Below are 25,682 nucleotides of genomic sequence, written 5' to 3'. Positions count from 1 at the left end.
GCCGATCGCCGAGCCTCAGGCCCCTTGAAAACCATGGGTGCGGTCGCGCTTCATTGTATACAGGGCCGATGAGCCGAGGCCTGCGGGGTGCCCCGATCAGGCGTTCGCGGCGGCGAGGGCCGCGGCCAGCGTGGCCGCCGCTTGCGCGACGGTGCGTTCGAAGTCGGCCGCGTAGGAGCGCGGCACGGCGGCCAGGATTGCGTCGGCGGACGGGCGCCAGAGCCAGGCCGGGCATTGCATCACGTCGGTGGCCGCCGCGGCCCCGACGGCGAGTTCGGGCCCCTGCGGGTCGAGGGCCGTGATCCGCTCCAGGAGGTCGGCGAGCCGCGGGCCCGCGAGGCGGAAGACCGCGCGGGCGTCCGACTGGTCGGTGGCGAGCGCCGTCGCCCCGAGCGCCGCGCCGGCGCGCGCGAGGAGGCCCGGGCCGGTGGCGTCCGGGGCGGCCAGCAGCCAGCGGCCGGGGCCGAGGCCCAGGATGGCGACGGAGCCGGCCATCCGGACCTCTGGGCCGGCCGGCGGCGCCGTCCCGAAGCCGGCCGCCAGGGCGGTCTCGGCGGCGGGGCGGCGGGCCGCGGAGGCGGTCACCAGCACGAGGGCGTGCTCGGCCGGCGTCAGGGTCGCGGGCGGAGGGGACGTGACTTCAGCCACGGGCGCGGCTCCCTTCGGGGTCGACGAAACAGGGGGCGACGACCTCCACGGCGATCTCGCTGCCCCGCAGCGGGTCGGCGGCGCGGACGACCTCGCCGTGGCGGGTGTCCCCGTGGGCCAGGATGCCGAGCGCGATCCAGTGGCCGAGGGTCGGGGAGTAGTGGGCGGAGGTGACCCAGCCCTGGTCCGTCTCCGCGCCGACCGGTCCTGCGGCCGGCACGAGGTGGGCGCCGGCCCGGACGCGCGCCGCGCGGTCGACCGGCTTCAGGCCGACGAGGCGGCCGCGGGCGGGGTCCTTGAGGGCCGGACGGTTGGCCAGCACGCGGCCGACGCAGTCGTGGGTGCGCTCCGCGAAGCCGCCGAGGTTCAGCATGTGCGCGGTGGTCTGCCCGTTGAGCTCGCCGCCGGCCGGGTGCCCCTTCTCGATCCGCATGGCGCCGACCGATTCGAGCCCGTAGGGCACGATGCCGACGTCGCGCCCGGCCGCCAGGATGGCGCGCATCAGCGCCGCGCCCTGGCGGGCCGGGACGGCGATCTCGTAGGCGCGCTCGCCCGAGAAGGAGAGACGGAACAGCCGGGCCGGCACGCCGGTCAGCACCGTCGCCGGGCGGAAGCCCGCGAAGGGCAGGGCTTCGTTCGACACGTCCGTGCCAGGGTCCGCGACCCGGGCGAGGATCTCGCGCGATCGGGGACCCGCCAGGGCGAGCTGCGCCCACTGCTCGGAGACAGACTGGACCGCCACGTCGAGCTCCGGCCACAGCACCTGCCGGCAGAACTCAACGTGTTCCCAGACCTTGGCGGCATGGGCGGTCGAGCAGGTCATGACGAAGTGCTCGGGGCCGATGCGGGCGATTGTGCCGTCGTCGAGGACGAAGCCGTCCTCGCGCAGCATCAGCCCGTAGGTGCAGCGCCCGACGGCGAGCTTCATGACCGAATTGGCATGAAGGCGGGAGAGGAAGAGGGCGGCGTCGGCGCCGAAGACCTCGATCTTGCCGAGCGTCGACATGTCGGTGACGCCGGCCGCGGTCCTGACCGCCGTGACCTCCCGGATGACCGACGCCAGCCAGTCCGCCTCGCCCGGGCGCGGGAACCAGGCCGGCCGCAGCCAGGGGCCGATCTCGACCATCTCGGCGCCGAGCTCCACGGACACCGGATGGGTCGGCAGGAGGCGGGTCGGGCGGAAGTCCTTGCCCCGGTGCGGACCGGCCAGGGCCGCGATGGCGACCGGCTCGACGGGCGGGCGCCAGGTCGTGATGCCGGTCTCGGGGATGCTGCGGCCGGTCAGCCCGGCGAGAATCGCGAGGCCGTTGAGGTTGGCGGTGCGGCCCTGGTCGGTTGCCATACCGAGCGTGGTGTAGCGCTTCAGGTGCTCGACCGAGACGTAGCCTTCGCGGGCGGCGAGCGCGACGTCGTCGGCGGTGACGTCGTGCTGGAGATCGACGAAGGCCTTGCCATCGGCGGCCACGTGCCAGAAGGCGGCGAGCGCCGCGGGCTCGTCCTCGGTCTTCGGCAGCTCCGGCAGGGTCGCGGCGAAGCCGAGGTCGGCGGCCGCCTCGGTTCCGGCCCGGGCTCCGCCGTCGAGCGCGGCGGCGAGGGTGCGGGCGCCGGCGGCGGCCCCGGCCATCCGGAGGCCGGGCGGCAGGTCGCCGGCCAGGAAGGCGGCGTGCTCCTCCGACCAGACCGGACGGTGGCCGAGATGGGTGCCGAGCTGGATGTTGGGCTGCCAGCCGCCCGACAGGCCCAGCGCGTCGGTCGGGACGACGGTCGTGCCGCCGCCGTCGCGTTCGACCTCGATCGCCTCGATCCTGCCGCGGCCGAGCGCCCGGCGGACGCGGCTGCCCGCCAGCGCGCCGATGCCCCAGGCCTCGACCCCTTGCCTCAGAACCGCGGCCACGGAGGGGCGAGGGTCGATCACGGCCTTGACCTCGACGCCGGCGGCGGCGAGGTCGCGGGCGGCGCGCCAGCCGGCGTCGTGGGCGGTGAAGAGCGTCACGGCGCGGCCGGCGGCGGCGGCGTGGCGGAGGGCGTAGGTGCGGATGGCGCCGGCCAGCATGACGCCCGGCAGGTCGTTGCCGGGCAACACGATCGGGCGTTCGGTGGCGCCGGCGGCGATCACGGCGCGCTTCGCCCGGAGCGTCCAGGCCCGCTGGCGCGGCGCGCCGGGGGGCGGGGCGGCGAGGTGGTCCGACACCTTCTCGAGCGCCCCGAAGGCGCCGCCGTCGTAGGCGCCGAACACGGTCGTGCGCCGGAGGATGCGGACGTTCGGCAGGCTCGCGAGCTCCGCCTCGAGGGCCGCCGCGACCTCCACCGCCGCGCGTCCGCCGACCGGCCCGGTTTCCTCCAGGAGGGCGCCGCCGAGCCGGGGGCCGCTCTCCGCCAGGATCACCCGGGCGCCCGCGCGCCCGGCGGCCAGCGCGGCCATCAGGCCGGCCGGGCCCGCGCCGACCACGAGCAGGTCGGCATGGGCGGTCGCCGTCTCGTAGGCGTCCGGGTCCGGTTCGCCGGAGAGGCGGCCGAGGCCGGCGGCGCGGCGGATCGCGGGCTCGTAGAGCTTCTCCCAGAAGGCCGAGGGCCACTTGAAGGTCTTGTAGTAGAAGCCGGCGACGAAGAGCTTCGAGAAGAGCCCGTTGACGGCCATCAGGTCGAAGCCGAGCGACGGCCAGCGGTTCTGGCTGGTCGCCTCCAGGCCCTCGTAGAGCTCGACCAGGGTCGCCTTGGTGTTCGGATCGCGCCGGGGGCCCGTGCCGATCTCCACGAGGGCATTCGGCTCGTCCGGGCCGGCGGCGAAGAGGCCGCGGGGGCGGTGATACTTGAAGGAGCGGCCGACGAGGCGCGTGCCGGAGGCGAGCAGCGCGGAGGCCAGCGTGTCGCCCGCATAGCCCCGCATCGACCGGCCGTCGAAGCGGAAGCCGAGGGGGCGGGTGCGGTCGATCAGGCCGCCCGTCGGCAGGCGATGGCCGGTCACGGACGCACCTCCTCGGCGGCGAGGCGGGCGCCGGAGACGACGTGGGTGCGGGTGTCGCGGCCGACCACCAGCCAGGACTGGCAGCCCGCCCGGTGCCACCACAGTTCCTCGACCGGCCCGGCGGGATTGTCGCGCAGGTAGACGTAGTCGAAGGCCGCCTCCTCGCCGGCGCCCTCGGGCGGACGCTTCGGCGCGGCGTCGCCGCGGTAGACGAACTCGGCCGCGTCGCGCGGCCCGCAATAGGGGCAGGGGATCAGCATCGGCGGGATCCGGCGAGGGCGGGGAGAGCGCGGGCCATGGGGGGTCAGTGCAGGTTCGGCTGGGCGCCGGCGCCCTTCTCGTCGACCACGAGGCCGTTTCGGAAGCGGTCGAGGCGGAGGAGGGCGGCGGCGGGGTGCGGTTCGTCGCGGGCGAGGAGATGAGCGAAAGTCATGCCCGAGGCGGGGGTCGCCTTGAAGCCGCCGTAGCACCAGCCGGCGTTCAGGTAGAGGCCGGGCACGGGGGTCCGGTCGATGATCGGCGAGCCGTCCATCGACATGTCCATGATGCCGCCCCAGTGGCGCAGGATGCGGGCGCGGCCGATCATCGGCATCAGGGCCATGCCGCCCTCACAGACGTCGCGGATGACCGGCAGGTTGCCGCGCTGGGCGTAGGAGGCGTAGCCGTCGATGTCGCCGCCGAAGACCAGGCCGCCCTTGTCGGACTGGCTGATGTAGAAGTGGCCGGCCCCGAAGGTGATGACCCCGGGGATCAGCGGCTTCAGCCCCTCCGACACGAAGGCCTGCAGGACGTGGCTCTCGATCGGCAGCTTCAGGCCCGCGCGGGCGGCGACCCGCGAGGTGTTGCCGGCGACCGCCAGCCCGACCTTGCCGGCCCGGATCTCGCCGCGGCTGGTCTCCACCCCGACGATCCGGTCGCCCTCGCGCAGGAAGCCAAGCACCTCGCAGCCCTCGACGATGTCGATGCCCAGGCGGTCGGCGGCGCGGGCGTAGCCCCAGACGACGGCGTCGTGCCGGGCCGTGCCGCCGCGCCGCTGGAGGAGGCCGCCCATGACGGGAAAGCGGGCGTTGTCGAAGTCGAGGAAGGGCGCCAGCGCGCGGACGCCTTCGCGGTCGAGCAGTTCGGCGTCCACGCCGTGGAGCCGCATGGCGTTGCCGCGGCGCGCATAGGCGTCGCGCTGGCCGTCCGAATGGTAGAGGTTCAGCACGCCGCGCTGGCTGACCATCGTGTTGAAGTTCAGGTCGCGCTCCTGCCGCTCCCAGAGCTGCATGGAGAGTTCGTAGAAGGGGATGTTGCCGGGCAGCAGGTAGTTGGAGCGGATGATGGTCGTGTTGCGGCCGGCGTTGCCCGAGCCGATCCAGCCCTTCTCCAGGACCGCGACGTCGCGGATCCCGTAGGTGGCGGCGAGATGGTAGGCGGTGGCGAGGCCGTGGCCGCCGCCGCCGACCACCAGGACCTGGTAGGACGGCTTCGGCGCCGCCTTGCGCCAGGCCGGGGTCCAGCGGCGGTGGCCCGAGAAGGCGTTGGCGACGAGGGAAAGGACGGAGTAGGTCATGGATCGCGCTCCGTCGCGCCGCCCTGGCGGTAGGAGATGATGGAGAGATAGCGGGCCGGCAGGCTGGTCAGCGTCTCGGGGCCGTGCGGCGCGTCGGCGTCGAAGAAGAGGCTGTCGCCCGGTTGCATCGGGTAGAGCTTCGCGCCGTGCCGGTAGGTGACCTCGCCCTCCAGCATGTAGAGGAACTCGAGGCCCTCGTGCTGGAAGGTGGGGAAGACGTCCGAGGCCTCGTTGAGGGTGATCAGGTAGGGCTCGACCGTCACGCCGCCCGAGTTGGCCCCGATGTGGCCGAGGAGCGTGTAGGCGTGGCCGGCGCGGGTGCCCCGGCGCTCGACGTCGACGCCCTCGCCGGCCTTCACGAAGACCGCGCCGCGCTCCTCCTCGAAGCGTCGGAAGAAGGCGGTGACCGGCACGCCGAGCGCACGGGCGAGGGCCTGCAGGGTGGTCAGCGACGGCGAGGTGTTGCCGTTCTCGATCTTGGAGAGCATGCCGACGGAGAGCTCCGTGGCGGCGGCCAGTTCGGCGACCGTGATGCCGAGCTTCTTCCTGAGCTCGCGCACCTCGCGCCCGATCGCGACCTCCAGCACCATTTCGCGCGCCTCGCGGACGCGGTGCGGGTCCTGGCTGAGGGCGGGGCCGAGCGGGCGCGCGGCGGCGGGCGGCTGCGGGCCGGCGCCGGTCGCGGGCGGGGGTGTGGACGGAGACTCGGGAGTCCTGACCATGCGCGAGCTTCTAGCACAGGCCGTCGGGGCTCGCCTCTCTGTTTTCTTCATAGGAATAATTCATTCATTGCAGTTGAGTGCTGGTCGGCCGGGTGCTAGAGCTGAACCGGGATGCGGCGCCTCGCGTCCGGCCGGGTGGCCGGTTCGCCGGGCGCGCCAGGCGGGACGGCAGGCATGTGCGGCATCGTCGGACTGTTTCTGAAGGACAAGGGCATGGAGCCGCAGCTCGGCGCGCTCCTGTCGGACATGCTGGTGTCCCTGACCGACCGTGGCCCGGACAGCGCCGGCATCGCCATCTACGGCGCCGGCGAGGGCGGCGGTGCCAAGGTGACCGTGCAGTCCGCCCGTCCCGAGGTCGATTTCCCGGGACTGGACGACGCCCTGTCCGTCTCGCTCCGCACGCCGGTGACCGTCACGGTCAAGGCGAACCACGCGGTCGTCGCCGGCGGTGTCGACGGGGCGGCCCTGAAGGCAGCGGCCGCGGCGGCCCGGCCCGGCCTGCGCTTCATGAGCGAGGGCCAGGCGATCGAGATCTACAAGGAGGTCGGTCTGCCGCGAACGGTGGTCGACCGCTTCGGCCTCGCGGGCGCGGCCGGCACGCACGGGATCGGGCACACCCGCATGGCGACGGAATCCGCCGTGACCACCATGGGCGCGCACCCCTTCTCGACCGGGCCCGACCAGTGCCTCGTTCACAACGGGTCCTTGTCGAACCACAACAACATGCGACGCGAGCTGATCAGGAAAGGCCTCACCTTCGAGACCGAGAACGACACCGAGGTGGCCGCCGCCTACATCTCGGCCCGGCTCGCGGAGGGCTGCAACCTCGGCGAGGCGCTCGAAGGGACGCTCCAGGACCTCGACGGCTTCTTCACCTTCGTGGTCGGCACGCGCCACGGCTTCGGCGTCGTCCGCGACCCGATCGCCTGCAAGCCCGCGGTGATGGCCGAGACCGGCCGTTATGTGGCCTTCGGCTCCGAATACCGCGCCATGGCTCGGCTCCCCGGCATCGCGGAGGCGCGCGTCTGGGAGCCCGAGCCCGCCCGGGTCTACTTCTGGGAGCACTGACGGTGACGACCCCCGTTCCGGAGGCGATCTGAGATGCCGGTCATCGACCTCGCCCGCGAGCCCCTGCGGGCGCTGAACGGCGCCCTTCACGCCTTGCCCGAGGGGTCCAACGACACCCATTTCGAGGTCCTGAACCCGCAGGGTCTCCATGCGGTGGCGGTCGGCATCGACCGGCCGCTCACCGTCACGGTCAACGGCAACGTCGGCTACTACTGCGGCGGCATGAACCAGGACGGCGTCATCACGGTGAAGGGCTCGGCCGGACCGGGGGTGGGCGAGAACATGATGTCCGGCACCATCGTGGTGAAGGGCGATGCCAGCCAGTATGCGGGCGCCACTGGGCGCGGCGGGCTCCTCGTCATCGAGGGCAACGCTTCTTCGCGCTGCGGGATCTCGATGAAGGGCATCGATATCGTCGTCCACGGCGACATCGGCCACATGTCGGCCTTCATGGCGCAGTCGGGCAACCTCGTGGTGCTCGGGGATGCGGGCGAGGCGCTGGGTGATTCCATCTACGAGGCGCGCCTCTTCGTGCGCGGGTCGGTGAAGAGCCTGGGGGCGGACTGCATCGAGAAGGAGATGCGGCCCGAGCACCTGGCGCTTCTCGCCGGCCTCCTCGAACGAGCCGGGGCGACCCACGTCCGGCCGGAGGAGTTCAGGCGCTACGGCTCGGCGCGCAAGCTCTACAACTTCCACATCGACAACGTCGATGCCTATTGAGGGCCGGTGCGCATGACCTATTCCAACCCGCCCATGCCGCCCCGCAGGTCGGCGACGTTCGACGAGTACACGCTGGCCGAGATCCGCCGTGCGGCCGCGACCGGGATCTACGACATCCGCGGCGGCGGGTCGAAGCGGAAGCTGCCGCATTTCGACGACCTGCTGTTCCTCGGCGCCTCAATCTCGCGCTACCCGCTGGAAGGATACCGGGAGCGCTGCGAGACCTCCGTCACGCTCGGGGCGCGGCATGCCAGGAAGCCCATCACGCTGAAGATCCCGATCACCATCGCGGGCATGAGCTTCGGCTCGCTCTCCGGACCCGCCAAGGAGGCGCTCGGGCGCGGCGCGACGCTCGCCGGCACCTCAACGACGACCGGCGACGGCGGCATGACCGAGGAGGAGCGGGGTCATTCGGAGATCCTCGTCTACCAGTACCTGCCGTCGCGCTACGGCATGAACCTCCGCGACTTGCGCCGCGCCGACGCCATCGAGGTGGTGGTCGGGCAGGGGGCGAAGCCGGGCGGCGGCGGCATGCTGCTCGGGCAGAAGATCACCGACCGGGTCGCCGAGATGCGCACGCTGCCGAAGGGCATCGACCAGCGCTCCGCCTGCCGCCACCCGGACTGGACCGGCCCGGACGACCTCGAGATCAAGATCCTGGAACTGCGCGAACTCACCGACTGGGAGAAACCGATCTACGTGAAGGTCGGCGGGGCGCGGCCCTACTACGACACGGCGCTCGCGGTGAAGTCCGGCGCCGACGTGGTCGTGCTGGACGGCATGCAGGGCGGCACCGCGGCGACCCAGGAGGTGTTCATCGAGCATGTCGGCATGCCGACCCTCGCCTGCATCCGCCCCGCCGTGAAGGCGCTGCAGGACCTCGGCATGCACCGCAAGGTGCAACTGATCGTCTCCGGCGGCATCCGCAACGGGGCGGACGTCGCCAAGGCCCTGGCGCTCGGGGCGGACGCGGTCTCGATCGGCACGGCGGCGCTGGTTGCCATCGGCGACAACGACCCGCACTGGGAGGACGAGTACCGCAAGCTCGGCACCACCGCGGGGGCCTACGACGACTGGCACGAGGGCAAGGACCCGGCCGGCATCACGACGCAGGATCCGGAGCTGATGAAGCGGGTCGACCCGGAGATCGCCGGCCGCCGGCTCGCCAACTACCTCAAGGTCATGACGCTGGAGGCGCAGACCATCGCGCGCGCCTGCGGCAAGAGCCATCTGCACAATCTCGAGCCCGAGGACCTCTGCGCCCTGACGATCGAAGCCGCCGCGATGGCCGGCGTCCCGCTCGCCGGCACCGACTGGATTCCCGGACAAGGCAAGTTCTGACCACCCGCTCCTTCAGGGACCCCGACCCATGGCCCGCGACCTCGATCAATTCGCCAGGGATAACGGAATCAAGTATTTCCTGATTTCCTACACGGACCTGGCGGGCGGGCAGCGCGCCAAGCTGGTTCCGAGCCAGGCGATCGCCGAGATGGCCAAGGAGGGCGCCGGGTTCGCCGGCTTCGCGACCTGGCTCGACATGACCCCGGCCGACCCGGACATGCTCGCGGTGCCGGACCCGGCCTCCGCCGTCCAATTGCCTTGGAAGAAGGAGGTCGCCTGGGTCGCCGCCGACTGCGTCATGGACGGCGAACTCGTCGAGCAGGCGCCGCGCAACACGCTGAAGCGGATGGTCGCCAAGGCGGCCGAGCAGGGCCTGCGCGTGCGCACGGGCGTGGAGGCGGAGTTCTTCCTGACCACGGCGGACGGCCAGGCGATCTCCGACGGGCTCGATACGGCGGCCAAGTCCTGCTACGACCAGCAGGCGCTGATGCGCCGCTACGACGTCATCGCCGAGATCTGCGACGCCATGCTGGCGCTCGGCTGGCAGCCCTACCAGAACGACCACGAGGACGCGAACGGCCAGTTCGAGATGAACTGGGCCTTCGACGATGCGCTCGTCACGGCGGACCGGCATTCCTTCTTCAAGTTCATGGTCAAGTCGGTCGCCGAGAAGCACGGCTTCCGGGCCACCTTCATGCCCAAGCCCTTCCCCGGCCTGACCGGCAACGGCTGCCACGCCCACATCTCTGTCTGGGACCTCGGCGCCACGCGCAACCGCTTCGCCGACCCGGAGGCGGAACTCGGCCTGTCCGAGGAGGGCCGCTGGTTCCTGGGCGGGATCATGCGCCACGCGGCGGCCCTCGCCGCGCTGACGAACCCCACCGTCAATTCCTACAAGCGCATCAACGCGCCGCGCACGCTCTCCGGCGCGACCTGGTCGCCCAACACGGTGACCTGGACCGGCAACAACCGCACCCACATGGTGCGCGTGCCGGGGCCGGGGCGCTTCGAGCTCCGGCTCGGCGACGGCGCCGCCAACCCGTACCTGCTGCAGGCCGCCATCATCGCCACCGGCCTCGACGGCCTCGCCGCGAAGGCGGACCCGGGGCCGCGCTCGGACGTGAACATGTACACGGACGGCCACCTCGTGGAGAACGCCGTGCGCCTGCCGCTCAACCTCCTCGACGCGCTGCGCGCCTTCGAGGCGGACGAGACGCTGCGCGCCATGCTGGGGGCCGGGTTCTCCAGGGCCTATCTCGCCATCAAGCGGGGCGAGTGGGAGGCCTATGCGGGCCATTTCACGGCCTGGGAGAAGGAGACGACCTTCGACGTGTGATCCCGGGCCGGCGCTCGGGGCGTTCACGCAGCTCCCGGTTTCTGGCAAGGTGACCCCATGTCGACGCCCTTCGAGATCCGTCTGCCGCGCTCCGACGAGTACGAGCCCTGGCTCGCCCTCTGGGAGGGGTACAACGCCTTTTACGAGCGCAAGGGGCCGACCGCGGTCTCCGAGGCGGTCACGCGCACGACCTGGGGCCGCTTCTTCGACGCATCCGAACCGGTCCATTGCCTCGTCGCCGCCGCGGGCGACCGGCTCATCGGTCTGACCCACTACCTCTACCACCGCAACACCGTCATGATCGGCCCGACCTGCTACATGCAGGACCTGTTCACCGCGCCGGAGGCTCGGGGGCGGGGCGTGGCGACGGCGCTCATCCAGGCGGTCTACGCCCGGGCCCGGGAGGCCGGCGCGCCGCGCGTCTATTGGCAGACGCACGAGACGAACCTGACCGCGCAGCGGCTCTACGACACGCTGGCCCAGCGCTCCGGCTTCATCGTGTACCGGAAGGACCTCTGACGCCGGCTTCGGAGCGGGAAGCGTTTGTGGGGGCTGTGGGCTCGCCGTCCGCCGGCAGAGCGGTGGCTTTTCTCCAAGCCCCTCACCCCGATGTCATCCCGGCTATCGCGCCGGGATCCATTGGCCGTGCCGGGTGTCGCGGCTTTTTGGCAGCTTTACGGCCGGGCCGCGGGGCGGCCATTAGGCCCCGGCGCGATGGCCGGGGTGACAACCGCGGGGAAGGCTTTCCCGGGACGGCGCCGGAAGCGTTCGCGGGGGCGGTGGGGTCCACCCACGGCTTCTGCGTGAATGCCTCAGCCGGCCGCCAGACGATCGAGGCCGTCGCGCTCCAGCACCCAGGTCACGTCGCCCTCGACCGGCTCGAAGCCGAGGCGGGCGTAGAAGCGGGCGACGCCCTGGTTGGTGCCGATGATCTCGAGCTTCATGTAGGACAGGCCCTCGTCCCGGGCCGCGCGGGCGGCGGCGGCCAGGAGCCGGCGGCCGAGGCCCGAGCCGCGGCGGGCGGGTTCGGCGTAGAGATCGCAGACGTAGAGGCCGCGACCGCCGCGCCAGGTCGAGAAGGCCACCACGCCGACCAGCATGCCGACCAGACGGCCGTCGGCCTCGGCGACCCAGAGGCGGAGCAGCGGGCTCGCCCCGAAGGCCTCGGCGCGCAAGGTCTCGCCGGTCACGGCCGGGACCGTCTCCGCCCCCGTGTCGCGGGCGAGGGTGCGGACCATGCCGGCGACGGCCTCGCACTCCTCGGGCCGGGCCGGGCGGATCAGCGCCGTCATGCGCCGAGGCCGGAGAGAAGGGCGGCGAGGTTGAGGCCGAGCGTCGGGGAGGGGTAACCGCCCTCCTGGACGGCCAGGACCGGGACCCCGAGGGCCCGGACGGCCCGCCCGATCGCCTCGAAGCCGCCCTGCGAGAGGGCGAAGCCCTGGAACGGGTCGTCCGCGGCGGCGTCCAGGCCCGCGGCGAGGACGAGGACGTCGGGCGCGAAGGCGCGGACGCGGTCGAGCGCGAGGCCGAGCGCCTCCAGGTAGGCGGCGTCCCCGGTGCCGCGCGGGAGCGGCAGGTTCAGGTTGAAGCCCTCGCCGGCGCCGGCGCCGGTCTCGGCGGCGTAGCCCCAGAAGAAGGGGTAGAAGCGGGCGGGGTCGACATGCAGCGACACCGTCAGGACGTCGGCACGGTCGTAGAAGATCGCCTCGGTGCCGTTGCCGTGATGGACGTCGACGTCGAGGATGGCGGTTCGCCGGCCGGCGCGCGTGAGGGCCTCGGCCGCCAGCGCGCTGTTGTTGAGGTAGCAGAAGCCCGCCGCCATGTCGGCGCTCGCGTGATGGCCGGGCGGGCGCGACAGCGCATAGACCAGCGTCTCGCCGCCGAGCACCAGCGTGGCCCCGTGCAGGGCGCTGGCCGCCGCCCCCAGCGCGGCGGGGAGCGTGTCGGGCAGGATCGGCGCCGAGCCGTCGCCGAGATGCCAGCCGACCTGGCCGATGACGCTCTCCGGATAGGAGGCGGGCGGCAGGCCCGGGCGGCCGAGGGCGTGGATGTTCGGGATCGGATAGGCGGCCGCGTCCGGCTGGCGTCCCCAGCGCTCGACCAGCGTCTCCAGGAAGGCGAGATAGCGGGCGTCGTGGACGAGGGCGGCCTCGGCGAGGGTGACCGGGGGCGGCTCGACGAGGGTGGCGCCGACCGCACGCACGCCCTCCATCAGGAGATCGATGCGCTCCGGCCGCTCCGGGCTCGGCCGGATCCGGCCGGCGACGACGAAGCCCGGCGGTTCGTGGCGGCGGCTCGCCTCGGCGAAGACGGTGATCATGGCGGCGCGGTCCTCCTCTGCCCCTCGGCGGATGATAGCCGGGCCGGACGGTGCCAGCGACCCCGTTCGGCACCGGGCCCCGGGGGAGCGCGGACTTGACCGCGGCGGGGCTTCGGACCAGCCTCGCCGCGACCCGAACCGAGGAGCCAGACCATGACCGCCGCGCAGCCGACCATCTCGATCGCCGGCGGTGGGCTACCGAAGGTGGCGTATGGGTCGGGGATGCATGTCTTCGACGCGAGCGGCAAGCGCTACGTGGACGGGTCGGGCGGGCCGGCGGTCTACTGCCTCGGGCACGGCAACCGGGAGGTCAACGCGGCGATCACGGCGCAGCTCGACCGGATCGCGCACGGCTACCGCTACACCTTTACGAGCGATCCGCTGGAGGAGCTGACGGCGCTGGTGGCTGAGTCCTGCGGGGGCGGGCTCGACCGCATGGTGTTCGTCTCGGGCGGCTCGGAGGCGGTCGAGTCGGCTCTGAAGATCGCGCTGCAATACCATGCGGCCAAAGGCGAAATGACCCGCAGACGGTTCATCTCCCGGCACCGGTCGTGGCACGGCAACACGCTCGGCGCGCTGTCGATCTCCGGGTTCCTGGAGCGGCGGGCGCCCTACGAAGGGGCGTTGATCGAAGGGTCGCTGATCTCGCCCGCGAACGTCTACCGGCCCCCGGCGGGCGTCGCGCCGGCGGAGGTCGGGGCCTGGTGCGCGGCGGAGCTGGAGGCGGAGATCCTGCGGCTCGGGGCCGAGAAGGTTGCGGCCTTCGTGTTCGAGCCGGTGGTCGGGGCGGCGGGCGGCGTGGTGCCGGCTCCCCCGGGCTACGCGGCCCTGGTGCGGGACGTCTGCGACCGCCACGGCGTGCTGATGATCGCCGACGAGGTGATGTGCGGCGCAGGGCGTTGCGGGACGTGGCGGGCGCTCGAGCATGACGGGGTGGTGCCGGACATCATGCCGGTCGCCAAGGGGCTAGGCGGTGGCTACCTGCCGCTCGGGGCGACGGTCTACCACCGGCGGATCGGCGTGGTGCTGGACGCGGCCTATGGGGGGCCGCTGACGGGCCACACCTTCACGGGCCACACGGCGGCCTGTGCGGCCGGGGTGGCGGTGCAGCGGATCGTGCGGCGCGACGGGCTCGTCGGGAAGGTGCGGCGGCTCGGGCCGGTGTTCATGGAGATGCTGAAGGGGGCCACCCAGGGCATCGAGGCGGTCGGCGACATCCGCGGGCGCGGCTTCTTCGTCGGGCTGGAGCTGGTGGCCGACCGCGCCACAAAAGAACCCTTCGCGGCCGAGCACAAGCTCTTCATCCGCATCCGGGACGCGGCGCTGGCGCGCGGGCTCATCTGCTACCCTTGCGGCGGCAACGTCGACGGAGTCCGGGGCGACACGGTGATCCTGGCGCCGCCCTACATCGCCGAACCGGCGGACCTGGAAGAGATCGCCGGCCTGACGGCGGCCTCGATCCGCGCGGCGCTCTCGGAGATCGGGGCGGGCTGATCAGCGCCACATGCCGAGGCGCTGGCGCTGCGCTTCCGCGGCCGCCTTCCTGAGCTTTTCGGGCGCGTCGACCTCGGCGAGCGCCCAGCCGGAGCGGACGAGCCATTCGGCGACATCGGCCTCGCCGATGCGGCAGCGGCCGTCGGCGGCGGCCTTGGAGCCGGCCGGAACCGCGCAGACCACCGGACGGTGGCGCAGGAAGAGTTCGAGCTGCGTGCGGGCCCTGTCGCGGCAAGGCTCCGCCGTGCCGTCGAGCTTGCGGCAGGCCTTGCCCTCCGGGGGCAGGGCGAGGCCGGAGAGGCGGATGCGGCGGCCGTCTCCCGTCAGGGTGCGGGCGTCGGCGACCGAGGGGAGGTTGAGCCGGATCTCCTCCGCGCGGGCGGGGACGGAGCGGATGGGTTCGGCGGGCGGCGTCAGGGCGGCGGTGCGCACCGACGCGGTCGGCTGCGGGTCGGCGTCGCGGGCATCGGTGACGGGCGCGAAGGCGCCGGCCGGCGGCATGACGACCCCGTCCGCGCCGACCGCGAGGGTCTTGGCGGTGACGGAGGGGGCCGGGGCGATGATCTCGCCGGGCGAGAAGGCGGACTGCGGGAAGCGGCGCTGCGCCTTCGGTCCACCCTCGGCAGGGGCGGCGCGTGGCGGGGCCGGCGTGGGCGGAACGGGGACCGCCGCGGGCGGGGCGGACTGGGCGGCGGGCGAGGCGGCCAGGGTCGTCTCGGGAATGTCGTCGGCGTAGCGCCACCACACCGCGCCCGCCATGGCGAGGCCGGTGACGCTGGCCGTGAGGGCATATCCGATCCAGGCTCGCATGGTCTTCGATCCCGTCCAAGGATCACGGCGACTGGAGAAGACCGTGGAACATCAGGGTTAACAAAGATTTAATGTACGTCTTCCGACGTATCGAAAAGACTTCGTTCACCATGTGCTTTGCTGCGATTTTACGCTTAAGAGCTTGTTTATGGCGCAGCGCGCAGGCTCCGTCCGGGGAAAGGGAGGGTGAAGGCAGCGAGGATCCGGTCTTGCGGACCAACACCATCGTCATGCTTCTCCTTGCGCTCGTCTTCGGGGCCGCGGCGGTCTTCCTGTCGCAGACCTGGCTCGAGCGTCAGGCGGAGAAGCGGATGCGCACCATCGAGGCGACGGCGCCGCGCGAGCTCGCCACGTCCACGGTGGTGGTCGCCGCGAAGGATCTGGCGTTCGGCACCGAGGTGACGGCGGCGGCGCTGAAGGAAATCGCCTGGCCGGCGGAAGCCGTGCCGCTCGGCGTGTTCCGGACCGTCGCGGAGATGTTCCAGCAGCCGGGCCGCCGCATGGCGCTCGCCGCGATCTCGGCCAACGAGCCGCTCCTGCAGGCCAAGGTCTCCGGACCCGGCCAGCGGGCGACGCTCTCGGCGGTGATCGACGAGGGCATGAAGGCGGTCACGGTGCGGGTCGACGAGGTCAACGGGGTGGCGGGCTTCGTCCTGCCGGGCGACCGGGTCGACGTGCTGCTCACCCGCCACCAGGGCGAGGGCGACGCCATCACGGAGGTGCTGGTCGAGCGGGCGCGCGTGCTCGCCATCGACCAGAGCTTCGACCAGCGCGCCGAGAAGCCTTCGATCCCCAAGGCGGTGACGCTCGAGGTGCACTCGGGCATCGCCCAGAAGGTGGCCTTCGCCTCCTCGGTCGGGACGATCTCGCTCGTCCTCAGGCCGGCGGGCGAGGTGGAGTCGGCGGTGGTGCGCAGCCAGCGCATCCGCCAGGCCACGGTTTCGGTTTCGCGGGCCACGAAGCGCCAGGAATACGGCGTCCGGTCCGAGGTGGAATAGAAATTCGGCTCGACCCCGAGGGTCGCGACGGGCGGGCCGATGTCCGGGACGGGGTGGGTGGCAGAGGCCGCCGCCCGCCGGTCCGGGCTTCAGTCGATCGCTCGTTCGGCGATTGGGGGTGTGAGTTGAAGATTGGCAAATCGAGGCCCGGGACAGGACGTCCCGGTTGGGCCGGGACCCTCATCATGGCGGCGGCGGTGGCCGCCGGGCTGGCGTGGGGCACGGTCGGCGCGGCGGGGCCCGCGGAGGCCCAGGAGCGCATCGTGCGGGTCGCCTCTGGGCGGCCGGAGCACATCCGGGTGTCGCAAGGCAAGTCCGAGACGCTCCGGGTCGAGAACCCGTTCGCGGACCTGGTCGTGGGCGATCCGGAGATCGCCGACGTGGTCCCGCTGACGGACAAGTCCTTCTACGTGCTCGGCCGGGCAATCGGGACCACGAACGTCTCGGTCTACGACTCGCGCAAGCAGCTGCTCGGCATCGTCGACATCGAGGTGTCGCACGACACGGGGCGGCTCGAGAGCGAGATCCAGCGGCGGTTGCCCTCCTCCAACATCCGAGTCTCGACCTACAACGGCAAGATCATGCTGTCCGGCACCGTCCGGGACGCGGTCTCGGCCGACAAGGCGATGCTGATCGCCAAGCAGTTCGGGCCGGACGTGATCAACTCGCTCTCGGTCGGCGGCTCGCAGCAGGTCATGCTGGAGGTGCGGTTCGTCGAGGCGAACCGGAACGCGGGGCGCGAGATCGGCATCAACTGGGGCCTGGGCTCCAGCCGCATCTCGCGGAATCTGGGCAGCGGGGGCGCGACGAGCGGGACCTATCCGCCCAATGCCAATGTCGGCGGCGCCTTCACGGGTACGCCGGGTCTGCTGAGCGGCGACAATCCGTTCGGCGTGGCGGTGGCACAGATCCTCGGGGACGGCATCCGTGCGGATCTGCTGATTCGGGCGCTTGAGGAGCAGGGGATCGGGCGGCGCCTCGCGGAGCCGAATCTGGTCGCGCTCTCCGGCGACACGGCGAGCTTCCTGGCCGGCGGCGAATACCCGATCCCGGTCAACAACAAGGACAACCAGGTCACCATCGAATACAAGAAGTTCGGTGTCGGGCTGGCGTTCACGCCCACGGTCCTCGAGAACGGACTGATCAACCTCAAGATTGTGCCCGAGGTCAGCGAGCTCGACTACTCGAACCCTCTGACGCTGAGCGGGACCACGATCCCTTCGCTCATCGTGCGGCGCGCCGACACGACCATCGAGCTGAGGGACGGACAGAGCTTCGCCATCGCGGGTCTGCTCCAGGCGAATTCGTCGAACATGCTGCAGCAGCTTCCCTGGCTCGGCAGCGTCCCGGTCCTCGGCGCCCTGTTCCGCTCGACCAACTACCAGAAGAGCGAGACGGAGCTGGTGATCATCGTGACGCCCCGGCTGGTGCGTCCCGTGGTTCCCGGCCAGGCGCTCAGGACACCTCTCGACAACCTCAGGGCGCCCAACGATCCGGAACTCTTCCTCCTGGGCAAGACGGAGGTCCGGAAGGACAAGGTGCAGCCGCCGCTTCCGACCCCGGCCGAAGGCCTGTCCGGCCACATCCTCGACATGCCGAACGGAGGCAACCGTGTCGCGAAGCGCTGAAGCGAAGACCCTGGCGGCGATCGCCGCCGTCGGGCTGCTCCTGGCGGGCTGCTCCTCGGACAACTACCTGGACAACCGGGATACCGTCACGCTGCAGTTCGGCGACGCGGTGGCGGCCAACAAGGTGGCGCAGACGATCGACCCCTGGCCGCCCTACGTCAACGACACGCGCTTGCCCGTCAACGGGCAGCGCGCCGTCGCCTCGGTCGAGCGCTACAAGAAGGGCATGATCCTGCCGCCCGTGCCGGCCACGACATCCGAGCTGTCGGATCAGTCCGCAGCACCCCCGGCGGGCGCCGCGGCCATGGCCAAGTAGACATCGAGGCGAGTGGACCGGCGGACTTCGAGGGCGGCGCGGCGAGCGCCGCCCTTTCGCGTTGTAGCTGTCCCGTTCGCGAAGACTTTAGGCAATTGTCCTGAAATTTGACCTGCTGCGTTTTGCGGTCCGTTTTCCGCGCTGCCATCCCGGCCGTCCCCGCGTCCGTCCGGCAGGTTTGCTTTCAGGTCATCTTAAGGGCCGGGGCGTCTCATCGGCAGGAGAGGGGAGGAACACTCCGCGCGTCCGGCGGCGCGGACGGGTTTCTCGGGCCTCGATCTGATGCGTGATCCGGAAATCGTGCCGATGTTCTTCAGCCGTACCCCTCCGCAGGACAAGGTCGTCGCCCTCAAGGTGACGGTCGTGGCGCCCGACCCGGCGCTGGAGAAGGAGCTCAAGGCCGCCTTCGCGGCGGGGCCGCGCTTCTCCCTCGACTTCATCGCCGACACGTTCGAACGCGCCGAGGCGCGCGTCCCGGCCGAGGGATCGGCGGCCTTCGTGGTCTTCCTCGACACGGGCTCGCGCAACGAGCTCCTGGCGCTGCAGCGCTTCATGGCGCGGACCGGCGGGCGCGTGCCGGTGATCGTGGTCACCGAGGGTTTCGACGAGGCGCTGGCGCGCTGGTTCCTGCAGATCCGGGTGACGGACTTCCTGCGCAAGCCGGTGGAGCCGGCCGAGCTCGCCCGCACCTGCCTGAAGGCCGTCCAGGCGGTCCAGGCGGCCCCCGCGATGGAGACCAAGGAAGCGGAGATCTACACCTTCCTGCCGGCCGCCGGCGGGGTCGGGGTGACGACGCTCGCGGTCCAGACCGCCTTCATCCTGCAGGGCGAGAAGGGCAAGTCGGCCACCTGCCTGGTCGACCTCGACTTCCAGAACGGCGCCTGCGCGGACCATCTCGACCTGGAGCCGCGGCTTGCGCTCGACGAGATCCTGCCGAACCCGGAGCGGCTCGACCAGCACCTGCTCGACATGATGCTGTCGCACCACACCTCCGGGCTGGCCGTACTTGCCGCGCCGAACCGCCCCGCGGAGATGCGCAGCTTCCATCCGGCGGTGGTGACGCGGCTTCTCGACCTGGTCGCGCAGCGCTTCGACAACGTGGTGATCGACCTGCCGCGGACGTGGTTCCCGTGGACCGACGACGTGCTGGTGGGCTCCGACCACTTTTTCATCGTCACCGAGATGACCGTGCCAGGGCTCCGGCTCGCGCGGCGGCTGGCGCTCGCCATCCGCGAGCGTCTCGGCGACGAGGCGACCCCGAAGGCGATCGTCAACCGCTACGAGAGCCGGATGTTCGGCACCGGGCTGCGGAAGTCGGACATCGAGGCGGCGCTCGGGACGATGCTCGCCGGCGTGGTCTCTAACAACTACCGGCTCGTGCGCGAGGCGATCGACCGGGGCGTGCCGCTCCACGAGATCAAGGCCTCCAACAACGTGCTCGCCGACATGCGCAAGATCCTCTTCGCCGAGCCTGGCGAGAAGTGATGTCCCGCGGGCGCGCCCGCCGCGCCCCGTCCCCCGGCGCCGCCTGACGGCGCGCCCCCATCCGGAGCCGACCCGATGCTCGGACGCTTCACCGCCCGCCGCCACGCCGCCGCGCCGCCGGGTCCCGAGACCCTGCCGCCGCCGCCCGCGCCCGCCGTCCAGCTCACGGAGCTGCCGCCGCCGCCGCTGCCCGTGGGCGAGGAGCCGCCGGCCTGGCAGCCGCCCGGGGCCGCCGCCATCGCCGAGGCCTTCGCGCTGCCGGCCGAGGACCTGCCGCCTCCGCCGCCGGTCGCCACGCCCGCCGCCGAGCCTGCTGCCGGGCCGCTGATCGCGCCGTCGCCGGCCCCGGTCGAGAGCGACGCCGGCGTCACCCGGCTCACCAACAAGCTCCTCGACGCCCGGGTGCGCCTGCATCGCCGGCTGATCGAGGAGATCAACCTGTCGGCGCTCGAAAAGCTGCCGGAAGCGGAGATGAAGCGGCAGGTCGGCGGCCTCGTCTCGCAGTATGTCCAGGCCGAGCGCATTGCCCTCAACGCCCAGGAACTCGAGATCTTCACCAAGGAGATCCTCGACGAGATGACCGGGCTCGGGCCGCTCGAGCCCCTGCTCAAGGACGACTCCATCGCCGACATCTTGATCAACGGGCACGAGAACGTCTTCGTCGAGCGGCGCGGCATGCTGGAGAAGACACAGACGCGCTTCAAGGACGAGGCGCACCTCCTGCGCATCGTCAACAAGATCGTCTCGGCGGTCGGCCGGCGGGTCGACGAGAGCCATCCGCTCTGCGACGCGCGCCTCCTCGACGGCAGCCGCGTGAACGTGGCGATCCGGCCGATCGCGGTCGACGGGCCGCTGGTCTCGATCCGAAAGTTCTCCAAGAAGAAGCTGTCGCTCTCCGCCCTCGTCGAGGTCGGGGCGATCAAGCAGCAGATGGCCGACCTGCTCGCGGCGGCCGTGAAGTCGAAGATCACGCTGATCATCTCGGGCGGCACCGGCTCGGGCAAGACCACGATGCTCAACGCGCTCTCGGCCTTCATCCCCGAATACGAGCGCCTCATCACGATCGAGGACGCGGCCGAGTTGCAGCTCCAGCAGCCGCACGTGGCGCGCATGGAGACGCGGCCGCCCAACATCGAGGGCAAGGGCGAGATCCGCCAGCGCGACCTCGTCAAGAACGCGCTGCGCATGCGGCCGGACCGGGTCATCCTCGGCGAGGTGCGCGGCGAGGAGGCCTTCGACATGCTGCAGGCCATGAACACGGGCCACGAAGGCTCGATGGCCACCATCCACGCCAACAACCCGCGCGAGGCGATCTCGCGCCTGGAGCAGATGCTCGGCATGTCGGCGATGCCCATGACCGTGCAGAGCATGCGGGCGCAGATCACCGCGGCCATCCGGGTCATCGTGCAGCTCCAGCGCATGAGCGACGGCAAGCGGCGCATCACCTCCATCGCGGAGATCACCGGCATGGAGGGCGACATCCTGCAGATGCAGGAGATCTACAAGTTCGTGCGCTCGAAAACGGACGAGGACGGCACCATCCACGGCAACTTCGTGGCGACCGGCGTGCGTCCGCGCTTCCTGACCGAGCTCGTCGCCAAGGGCATCAACCTGCCGGGATCGCACTTCGACCCGTCGAAGCCGCTGTGAGGCCGCCATGCCGTCCCTGAAGCTCGACGAACTCGACCCCTCGATCCTCGTCTCCCTGTTCGTGGCCGCGGCGGTCGTGCTCGTGGTCGAGGCGGTGTACCTCCTGGTCTTCAAGGGCGAGAGCTACCGGGACCGGGTGAACCGGCGGCTCAGGATCCTCGGCGAGAAGCCGAACCGGGAGGAGGCGCTGGTCATCCTCAGGCGCGAGCGAGGGCTGACCGGCGAGGGCCTCTACCTGATCCCCGTCAAGGCCTTCAACCGTCTCGTCCTGCAGTCGGGCACGACGCTCGGCATTCCGAAGGTGCTGGCGGTCATGGTGGCGACCGGGCTCGCGGCTGCGGCCGGGCTCTATGTGTGGCGGCACGACCCGGCCCTCTCGGCCGGCGGCCTCGTCGCCGGCGGGCTCGTGCTGCCGCTCCTCGTCCTGCGCACCCTGCGCAAGCGGCGCCTGGACAAATTCGCGGCACAGTTCCCGGACGCGATCGACATCATCGTTCGCTCCCTCAAGGCCGGGCACCCGGTCCCGGTGGCGATCTCGATGGTGGCGCGCGAGATGGGCGACCCGGTCGGCACGGAGTTCGGCATGTTGGCCGACGAGGTGACCTACGGGTCGGACCTGGAGACGGCCATGCGCAACCTGCTGTTCCGGGTCGGCCAGGAGGACCTGCCGCTGTTCGTGACCGCGGTGGCGATCCAGGGCTCGACGGGCGGCAACCTCGCCCAGATCCTGGCGAACCTCAGCCGGGTGATCCGCGAGCGGTTCAAGATGCGGCGCAAGATCCGGGCGCTGTCGTCGGAAGGGCGCTTCTCGGCGCTGGCGCTTTCCGCCATGCCGGTGATGTTCTTCGGCGCGGTCAACTACATGAACCCGGGCTTCTACGGCGACATCATCCACCTGAAAGTGACGCAAACCGCGCTCGGCATCGCCATCGGGTGGATGCTGACCGGCAATCTCATCATGAAGAAGATGATCAACTTCAAGATCTAGGCGCGGGGCCGGGTTTCCATGCTGGACCAGTTCGAAACCTTCCTGGCGGGGTCCGACGCGATCTCCATCCTGCCCGGCGCCATGCTCTTCCTGGCCGTGGCGGCGGTGACCATCGCGGTCGGGCAACTCGTCCAGTCGCGCGGGGCGATCCGACGGCGCGCGGCGGACGTCGGCTCGCTCGACATCGCGGTGACGGCGGTCGATCCCCGGTCGCCGCTCGGCGAGAGCCGGGCCGCGGCGGCGAAGCTGCTCGACAGCGTGACGCGCAATTTCGTGCCGGAGGACGTCCGCGAAGTCGTGAAGATCCGGCGTCAGCTGATGCAGGCCGGCTTCCTGCAGCCGGGTGCGGTGGCGTGGTATTTCGCGGCGCGGTTCGGGGCCGCCATCGTGGTCGGGCTGGCGGCCTCCGCAACGGCGGCGGCCCTCGGCATGGCGGGGGCGGTCTTCTGGCTCGTGGTGCTCGGCGGGCTCATCCTGGGCTACCTGCTGCCGTCGATCTACGTCGGCCGGCGGGTGGCGCGGAACCGGGACGAACATCGGGCCGGCTTCCCGGACTTCATGGACCTGATGGTGGTCTGCGCGGACGCCGGTCTCTCCATGGAATCGGCGCTCGACCGGGTCGGCCGGGAGCTCTCGACCAGCTATCCGTCGCTGTCCGCCAACCTCGCCATGACGAACCTGGAGATGCGCGCCGGGCGGACCCTCGGCGAGGCGCTGGACATGCTGGGCGACCGGCTCGGCATCACGGAGGCGCGCTCGTTCGCGACGCTCTTGCAGCAGTCCGAGGAGCTCGGGTCCAGCCTGACGGAGGCGCTGCGCATCTATTCCGACGACATGCGGCACCAGCGGCTCAGCCGGGCGGAGGAGAAGGCCTACGCGCTGCCAGCCAAGCTCGTCATTCCGCTCGGCCTGTTCGTCTTCCCGGTCCTGCTGATCGTCACCATCCTGCCGGTCTACATCCGACTGAAAGGTTACTCGAATTGAACCGTGATAGGACGCCCGCTGCGGCAGAGGGAAGTATTTAAGGATTGCGTGCTTTGATGCCGGTCAGTCGATCCACCCACGCCGTCGCGGCGGGGTCAGTCTCGGGTAGCGGGTCATGTCAGCATCTGTCCGGCGCATCCTGTCCTTGTCGATCCTCATGGCTCCGCTGCTTGGCGGTTGCGAGTCCACGGGCACAATGGGCAAGCTTTTCGATCCGTCTACCGCGGACGCCAGGACCGACGGAGCGGTCACCGGCACGGTCGCGAGCCAGCCCGCGGCCTATGTGCCCGATGCGCCCGGTCCCACCATCGCGGCCGCCTCGGGCCTGACCGGAGACCTGCCGACCGACCCGGTCAGCGTCGGCAAGCGGCACTACCGCGAGGGCCATTTCGGGCTCGCCGAGCAGGCCTTCCGGAAGGCCGTGGAGGAGGGGCCGCGGGACGCGGAGGCCTGGGTCGGCCTGGCGGCGAGCTACGATCGGCTCCGGCGGTTCGATCTCGCCGACCGCGCCTACACGCAGGCGATCCGAATCGTCGGGACGACGCCGGTGATCCTGAACAACCAGGGCTACTCCCTCATGCTCCGGGGCGAGCTGAAGACCGCACGCTCCAAGCTGGCCGCCGCGCGCGCCATGGACCCCGGCAATGCGGTGATTCTCGCGAACCTCGACATGCTCGATGCGAGCCAGGCGCTCGGCAAGGACGTGCGCTGAGGCTCCGTTCGCGGCCTCGGCGTGATGATGGGATCCCGTTCGAATCGGGACCGTGGTGCCCGACCGTGGCGCCGGCCCTCGGACCCGCGCCACCGGACCGGTGCCGCGGGTCAGCCCTCTCCGTAGAGACGGGTCAGGGTGGAGACCACCTCGCGCGCCTGCTCGCTCGCGAGTGAATAGTAGATGAGCTTCCCCTCTCGCCGGGTGGCAACAAGGTTGTCATGCCGCAGGCGAGCGAGCTGCTGGGAGACGGCAGGCTGCCGGAGCTCCAGAATCGTCTCGAGCTCGGTAACGGATCGCTCCTTCTCGCAGAGGAGGGCCAGGATCGTCAGGCGGCCCTCATGGGATAGTGCCTTCAGCAGTTCGCTTCCGGCCTTTGAAATATTCGACAACTTGCTTCGTTGCAGCGAAAGACCCTGGGGATCCGACATCCACCCGGGTGCCGGGGAATTGGGCTGTAGCAACATCAACGTCTCCGTGGACCAGGAAGATCCTTGTGATCGGGCCGTGCCGGAACGCGGCCCGTGGACCTGTGTCGGAACCGCCCCGATCGGACCCTGACGCAGACTGGTGCGGCGCAACCGCCCCTCGACCGGACACCCCTCTTGGCCCGGCCGCATGACGTAAAGTAATTCAAGGTTCGCGTCGATGCAACCGTGTATATCCTGACCCCTTCCGGACAAACGCTGCGGCCTCGAATGAAGTACTTGTATTAGAAGCCCACCTTGATTCGGTGATCAGACGATCCACAATAGAAAATTCTAAAGTTCCTGAACTGAGTCCCGATCGGCTGCGCTTTATTCGCATATATTATGATGAGCCCTCAAAATCGAAAGGTCTTCTAGTCGGAAAATTGCCTAGGTCGACCTGTGCGAGGGGGCTGTTTCTGATTTGGAAACTGACCGTCCCACGAGGATTGACGAAAAATGACAAGTTGTATGATGTCCCTGCGTCATGCTGTCACCGCAATTCGTCGATCTGAAGGGCGGTGCCGCCGCTCACCGCGGCGCGCGACGGAGAAGGACACGGTAGACCCGCCCGGCAACGAGGGGGAGGGCGTAGATCGGGAATTGCGCCATGGCGAAATAGGACCAGGTGTCGTCGGGCAGGCTCCCGGACATGGCCCCGACGAGCAGCCCGAGATTGCGGTTGCCTCCACACCAGCCGAGGGCGAGCGCGGAGGACCGGCCGGCGGGCCAGAGCACCAGGCTGGTCGCCAAGATCCCGCCGACCGCAAGGGCGATACCGAAAAGAAGGATGCCGGCCATGTGCAGCGGTTCCGCCGCGACCTTGGCGGTGATCCCGTCCATGGATCCTACCGCGAAGATCGCGAGGGGAACGATCAAGGTGCCGGTCACGGCCTCCCGGTTGCGCAGGATCCTGTCGCGCCCCGCGAGGACGATGACGATCGCGGCAGCGGCCGCGGCGGGCAGCACGATGGCGGCCAGCCGCAGGGCGAGGCGGGCGGCGTCCAGAGGGAAGTCGACGCCGATCAGCCCGGCGACGGCGGGCACGACCAGCGGCGAGGCGAGCGTCAGGGCGAGGCACAGCGTGAGCGCCTGCGCGCCGTCGAGCCCCATCAGGGCGGCGAAAGCCGGGGAGGAGAGGGTCGGCGGACCGAAGGCGAAGATGAAGAGGGCCAGGGTGAGCCCGGGCCCGAGTAGCGGATCGAAAATCGGACCGGCCAGGCGGAAGGCCAGCGGGGTCGCCACCGCGAGCACGAGCGCGCCCGCCAGGATCGGCCGGGGCCGGCGCAGCGTCGCGGCGACGGCCGCCGGGTCGATCATCAGAAAGGCCAGCGCCAGCATGACGGTGACCAGGGAGGCGAGCCACGGCCGCACGAGCGCGGCGAGATCCGGCGTGGCGAGGCCGATGAAGATCGAGGCGGCCGACAGGGCGGTTCCGTGCCGGCCCATCCAGGCGAGAAGCCGGCGCATGAGGG

General features: G+C 71.0%; 24 protein-coding genes. 14 read left to right on the top strand and 10 right to left on the bottom strand.

Translation table 11 applies throughout. The features are described 5' to 3' along the window. Positions 1-96: 96 nt before the first annotated feature. The 5 genes from WBG79_RS14675 to WBG79_RS14655 are packed head-to-tail and all read right to left on the bottom strand — an operon-like array spanning position 97 to position 5,890. Positions 97-648 carry a hypothetical protein gene (locus tag WBG79_RS14675; RefSeq protein ID WP_337357843.1) on the bottom strand — a complete coding sequence of 184 codons (552 nt, stop codon included), beginning with the start codon at positions 646-648 and terminating at the stop codon, positions 97-99. Next, entirely contained in the window at positions 641-3,613 is a 2,973-nt protein-coding gene (locus WBG79_RS14670; RefSeq protein WP_337357842.1) for a sarcosine oxidase subunit alpha family protein, read from the bottom strand. The genes WBG79_RS14675 and WBG79_RS14670 overlap by 8 nt, the downstream gene beginning before the upstream one ends. Next, entirely contained in the window at positions 3,610-3,873 is a 264-nt protein-coding gene (locus WBG79_RS14665; RefSeq protein WP_337357841.1) for a sarcosine oxidase subunit delta, read from the bottom strand. The genes WBG79_RS14670 and WBG79_RS14665 overlap by 4 nt, the downstream gene beginning before the upstream one ends. Before the next feature lie 44 nt (positions 3,874-3,917). Beyond that, complete coding sequence (locus tag WBG79_RS14660) at positions 3,918-5,168, bottom strand: sarcosine oxidase subunit beta family protein (protein WP_337357840.1); 1,251 nt, start codon at positions 5,166-5,168, stop codon at positions 3,918-3,920. Then, positions 5,165-5,890 carry a helix-turn-helix domain-containing protein gene (locus tag WBG79_RS14655; protein WP_337357839.1) on the bottom strand — a complete coding sequence of 242 codons (726 nt, stop codon included), beginning with the start codon at positions 5,888-5,890 and terminating at the stop codon, positions 5,165-5,167. The genes WBG79_RS14660 and WBG79_RS14655 overlap by 4 nt, the downstream gene beginning before the upstream one ends. Before the next feature lie 174 nt (positions 5,891-6,064). Here WBG79_RS14655 and WBG79_RS14650 point away from each other — a divergent pair, with 174 nt between their 5' ends. From WBG79_RS14650 to WBG79_RS14630, 5 genes are read left to right on the top strand one after another with little or no spacing between them, the layout of a single operon-like run. Then, complete coding sequence (locus tag WBG79_RS14650) at positions 6,065-6,958, top strand: class II glutamine amidotransferase (protein ID WP_337357838.1); 894 nt, start codon at positions 6,065-6,067, stop codon at positions 6,956-6,958. A gap of 33 nt (positions 6,959-6,991) precedes the next feature. Next, a complete protein-coding gene (locus WBG79_RS14645) occupies positions 6,992-7,678 on the top strand; it encodes a GXGXG domain-containing protein (RefSeq protein ID WP_337357837.1) in 687 nt (228 codons plus the stop codon). 12 nt (positions 7,679-7,690) lie between these two features. Next, on the top strand, positions 7,691-9,019 hold the full coding sequence (locus WBG79_RS14640) for an FMN-binding glutamate synthase family protein (protein WP_337357836.1): 1,329 nt from the start codon (positions 7,691-7,693) through the stop codon (positions 9,017-9,019). 28 nt (positions 9,020-9,047) lie between these two features. After that, positions 9,048-10,355, top strand: a complete 1,308-nt coding sequence (gene glnT / locus WBG79_RS14635; protein ID WP_337357835.1) for a type III glutamate--ammonia ligase — start codon at positions 9,048-9,050, stop codon at positions 10,353-10,355. A gap of 57 nt (positions 10,356-10,412) precedes the next feature. Then, the gene (locus WBG79_RS14630) at positions 10,413-10,874 is read left to right on the top strand and encodes a GNAT family N-acetyltransferase (protein WP_337357834.1); all 462 of its coding nucleotides are present in this window, start codon (positions 10,413-10,415) and stop codon (positions 10,872-10,874) included. A gap of 293 nt (positions 10,875-11,167) precedes the next feature. Here the strand turns inward: WBG79_RS14630 and WBG79_RS14625 are convergent, their stop codons facing one another. Both WBG79_RS14625 and WBG79_RS14620 read right to left on the bottom strand, forming a co-directional pair. Continuing rightward, positions 11,168-11,647, bottom strand: a complete 480-nt coding sequence (locus WBG79_RS14625) for a GNAT family N-acetyltransferase (protein ID WP_337357833.1) — start codon at positions 11,645-11,647, stop codon at positions 11,168-11,170. After that, positions 11,644-12,675, bottom strand: coding sequence for a histone deacetylase family protein (locus WBG79_RS14620; RefSeq protein ID WP_337357832.1), 1,032 nt, complete (start codon positions 12,673-12,675; stop codon positions 11,644-11,646). The genes WBG79_RS14625 and WBG79_RS14620 overlap by 4 nt, the downstream gene beginning before the upstream one ends. A 153-nt stretch (positions 12,676-12,828) precedes the next feature. Here WBG79_RS14620 and WBG79_RS14615 point away from each other — a divergent pair, with 153 nt between their 5' ends. Next, entirely contained in the window at positions 12,829-14,169 is a 1,341-nt protein-coding gene (locus WBG79_RS14615) for an aspartate aminotransferase family protein (protein ID WP_337357831.1), read from the top strand. Here the strand turns inward: WBG79_RS14615 and WBG79_RS14610 are convergent, their stop codons facing one another. Continuing rightward, entirely contained in the window at positions 14,170-14,979 is an 810-nt protein-coding gene (locus tag WBG79_RS14610; protein WP_337357830.1) for a thermonuclease family protein, read from the bottom strand. It abuts the gene before it with no gap. A 209-nt stretch (positions 14,980-15,188) separates the two neighbouring features. Between WBG79_RS14610 and cpaB the strand changes: the two genes are divergently transcribed. The 8 genes from cpaB (at position 15,189) to WBG79_RS14570 (ending at position 23,740) form a co-directional block, all read left to right on the top strand. Then, positions 15,189-15,977, top strand: coding sequence for a Flp pilus assembly protein CpaB (cpaB, locus tag WBG79_RS14605; protein ID WP_337357829.1), 789 nt, complete (start codon positions 15,189-15,191; stop codon positions 15,975-15,977). Between the two features lie 185 nt (positions 15,978-16,162). Then, positions 16,163-17,605, top strand: a complete 1,443-nt coding sequence (locus WBG79_RS14600) for a type II and III secretion system protein family protein (RefSeq protein ID WP_337357828.1) — start codon at positions 16,163-16,165, stop codon at positions 17,603-17,605. Next, positions 17,589-17,921, top strand: coding sequence for a hypothetical protein (locus tag WBG79_RS14595; protein WP_337357827.1), 333 nt, complete (start codon positions 17,589-17,591; stop codon positions 17,919-17,921). The genes WBG79_RS14600 and WBG79_RS14595 overlap by 17 nt, the downstream gene beginning before the upstream one ends. 306 nt (positions 17,922-18,227) lie before the next feature. Then, positions 18,228-19,406, top strand: coding sequence for an AAA family ATPase (locus tag WBG79_RS14590; protein WP_337357826.1), 1,179 nt, complete (start codon positions 18,228-18,230; stop codon positions 19,404-19,406). A 75-nt stretch (positions 19,407-19,481) separates the two neighbouring features. After that, positions 19,482-21,056, top strand: coding sequence for a CpaF family protein (locus WBG79_RS14585; protein ID WP_337357825.1), 1,575 nt, complete (start codon positions 19,482-19,484; stop codon positions 21,054-21,056). Positions 21,057-21,063: 7 nt separating this feature from the next. Then, complete coding sequence (locus WBG79_RS14580) at positions 21,064-22,044, top strand: type II secretion system F family protein (RefSeq protein WP_337357824.1); 981 nt, start codon at positions 21,064-21,066, stop codon at positions 22,042-22,044. A gap of 18 nt (positions 22,045-22,062) precedes the next feature. Beyond that, on the top strand, positions 22,063-23,028 hold the full coding sequence (locus WBG79_RS14575) for a type II secretion system F family protein (protein ID WP_337357823.1): 966 nt from the start codon (positions 22,063-22,065) through the stop codon (positions 23,026-23,028). 115 nt (positions 23,029-23,143) lie between these two features. Then, the gene (locus WBG79_RS14570; RefSeq protein ID WP_337357822.1) at positions 23,144-23,740 is read left to right on the top strand and encodes a tetratricopeptide repeat protein; all 597 of its coding nucleotides are present in this window, start codon (positions 23,144-23,146) and stop codon (positions 23,738-23,740) included. Positions 23,741-23,850: 110 nt separating this feature from the next. On the opposite strand, the gene WBG79_RS14565 is transcribed toward WBG79_RS14570, so the two are convergent. Both WBG79_RS14565 and WBG79_RS14560 read right to left on the bottom strand, forming a co-directional pair. Further along, positions 23,851-24,207, bottom strand: a complete 357-nt coding sequence (locus WBG79_RS14565) for an ArsR/SmtB family transcription factor (protein ID WP_443147436.1) — start codon at positions 24,205-24,207, stop codon at positions 23,851-23,853. A 531-nt stretch (positions 24,208-24,738) separates the two neighbouring features. Beyond that, positions 24,739-25,677 (bottom strand): sodium:proton symporter, encoded by a 939-nt coding sequence (locus tag WBG79_RS14560; RefSeq protein ID WP_337357821.1) that lies wholly within the window; start codon positions 25,675-25,677, stop codon positions 24,739-24,741. Between the last annotated feature and the right edge of the window lie 5 nt (positions 25,678-25,682).

This window comes from Prosthecomicrobium sp. N25 (assembly GCF_037203705.1).
In the GTDB taxonomy this organism is placed as follows: Bacteria; Pseudomonadota; Alphaproteobacteria; order Rhizobiales; family Ancalomicrobiaceae; genus Prosthecodimorpha.
Note: the sequence above shows the minus strand (reverse complement) of the source record. Positions and strands in the feature narration are given on the sequence as shown.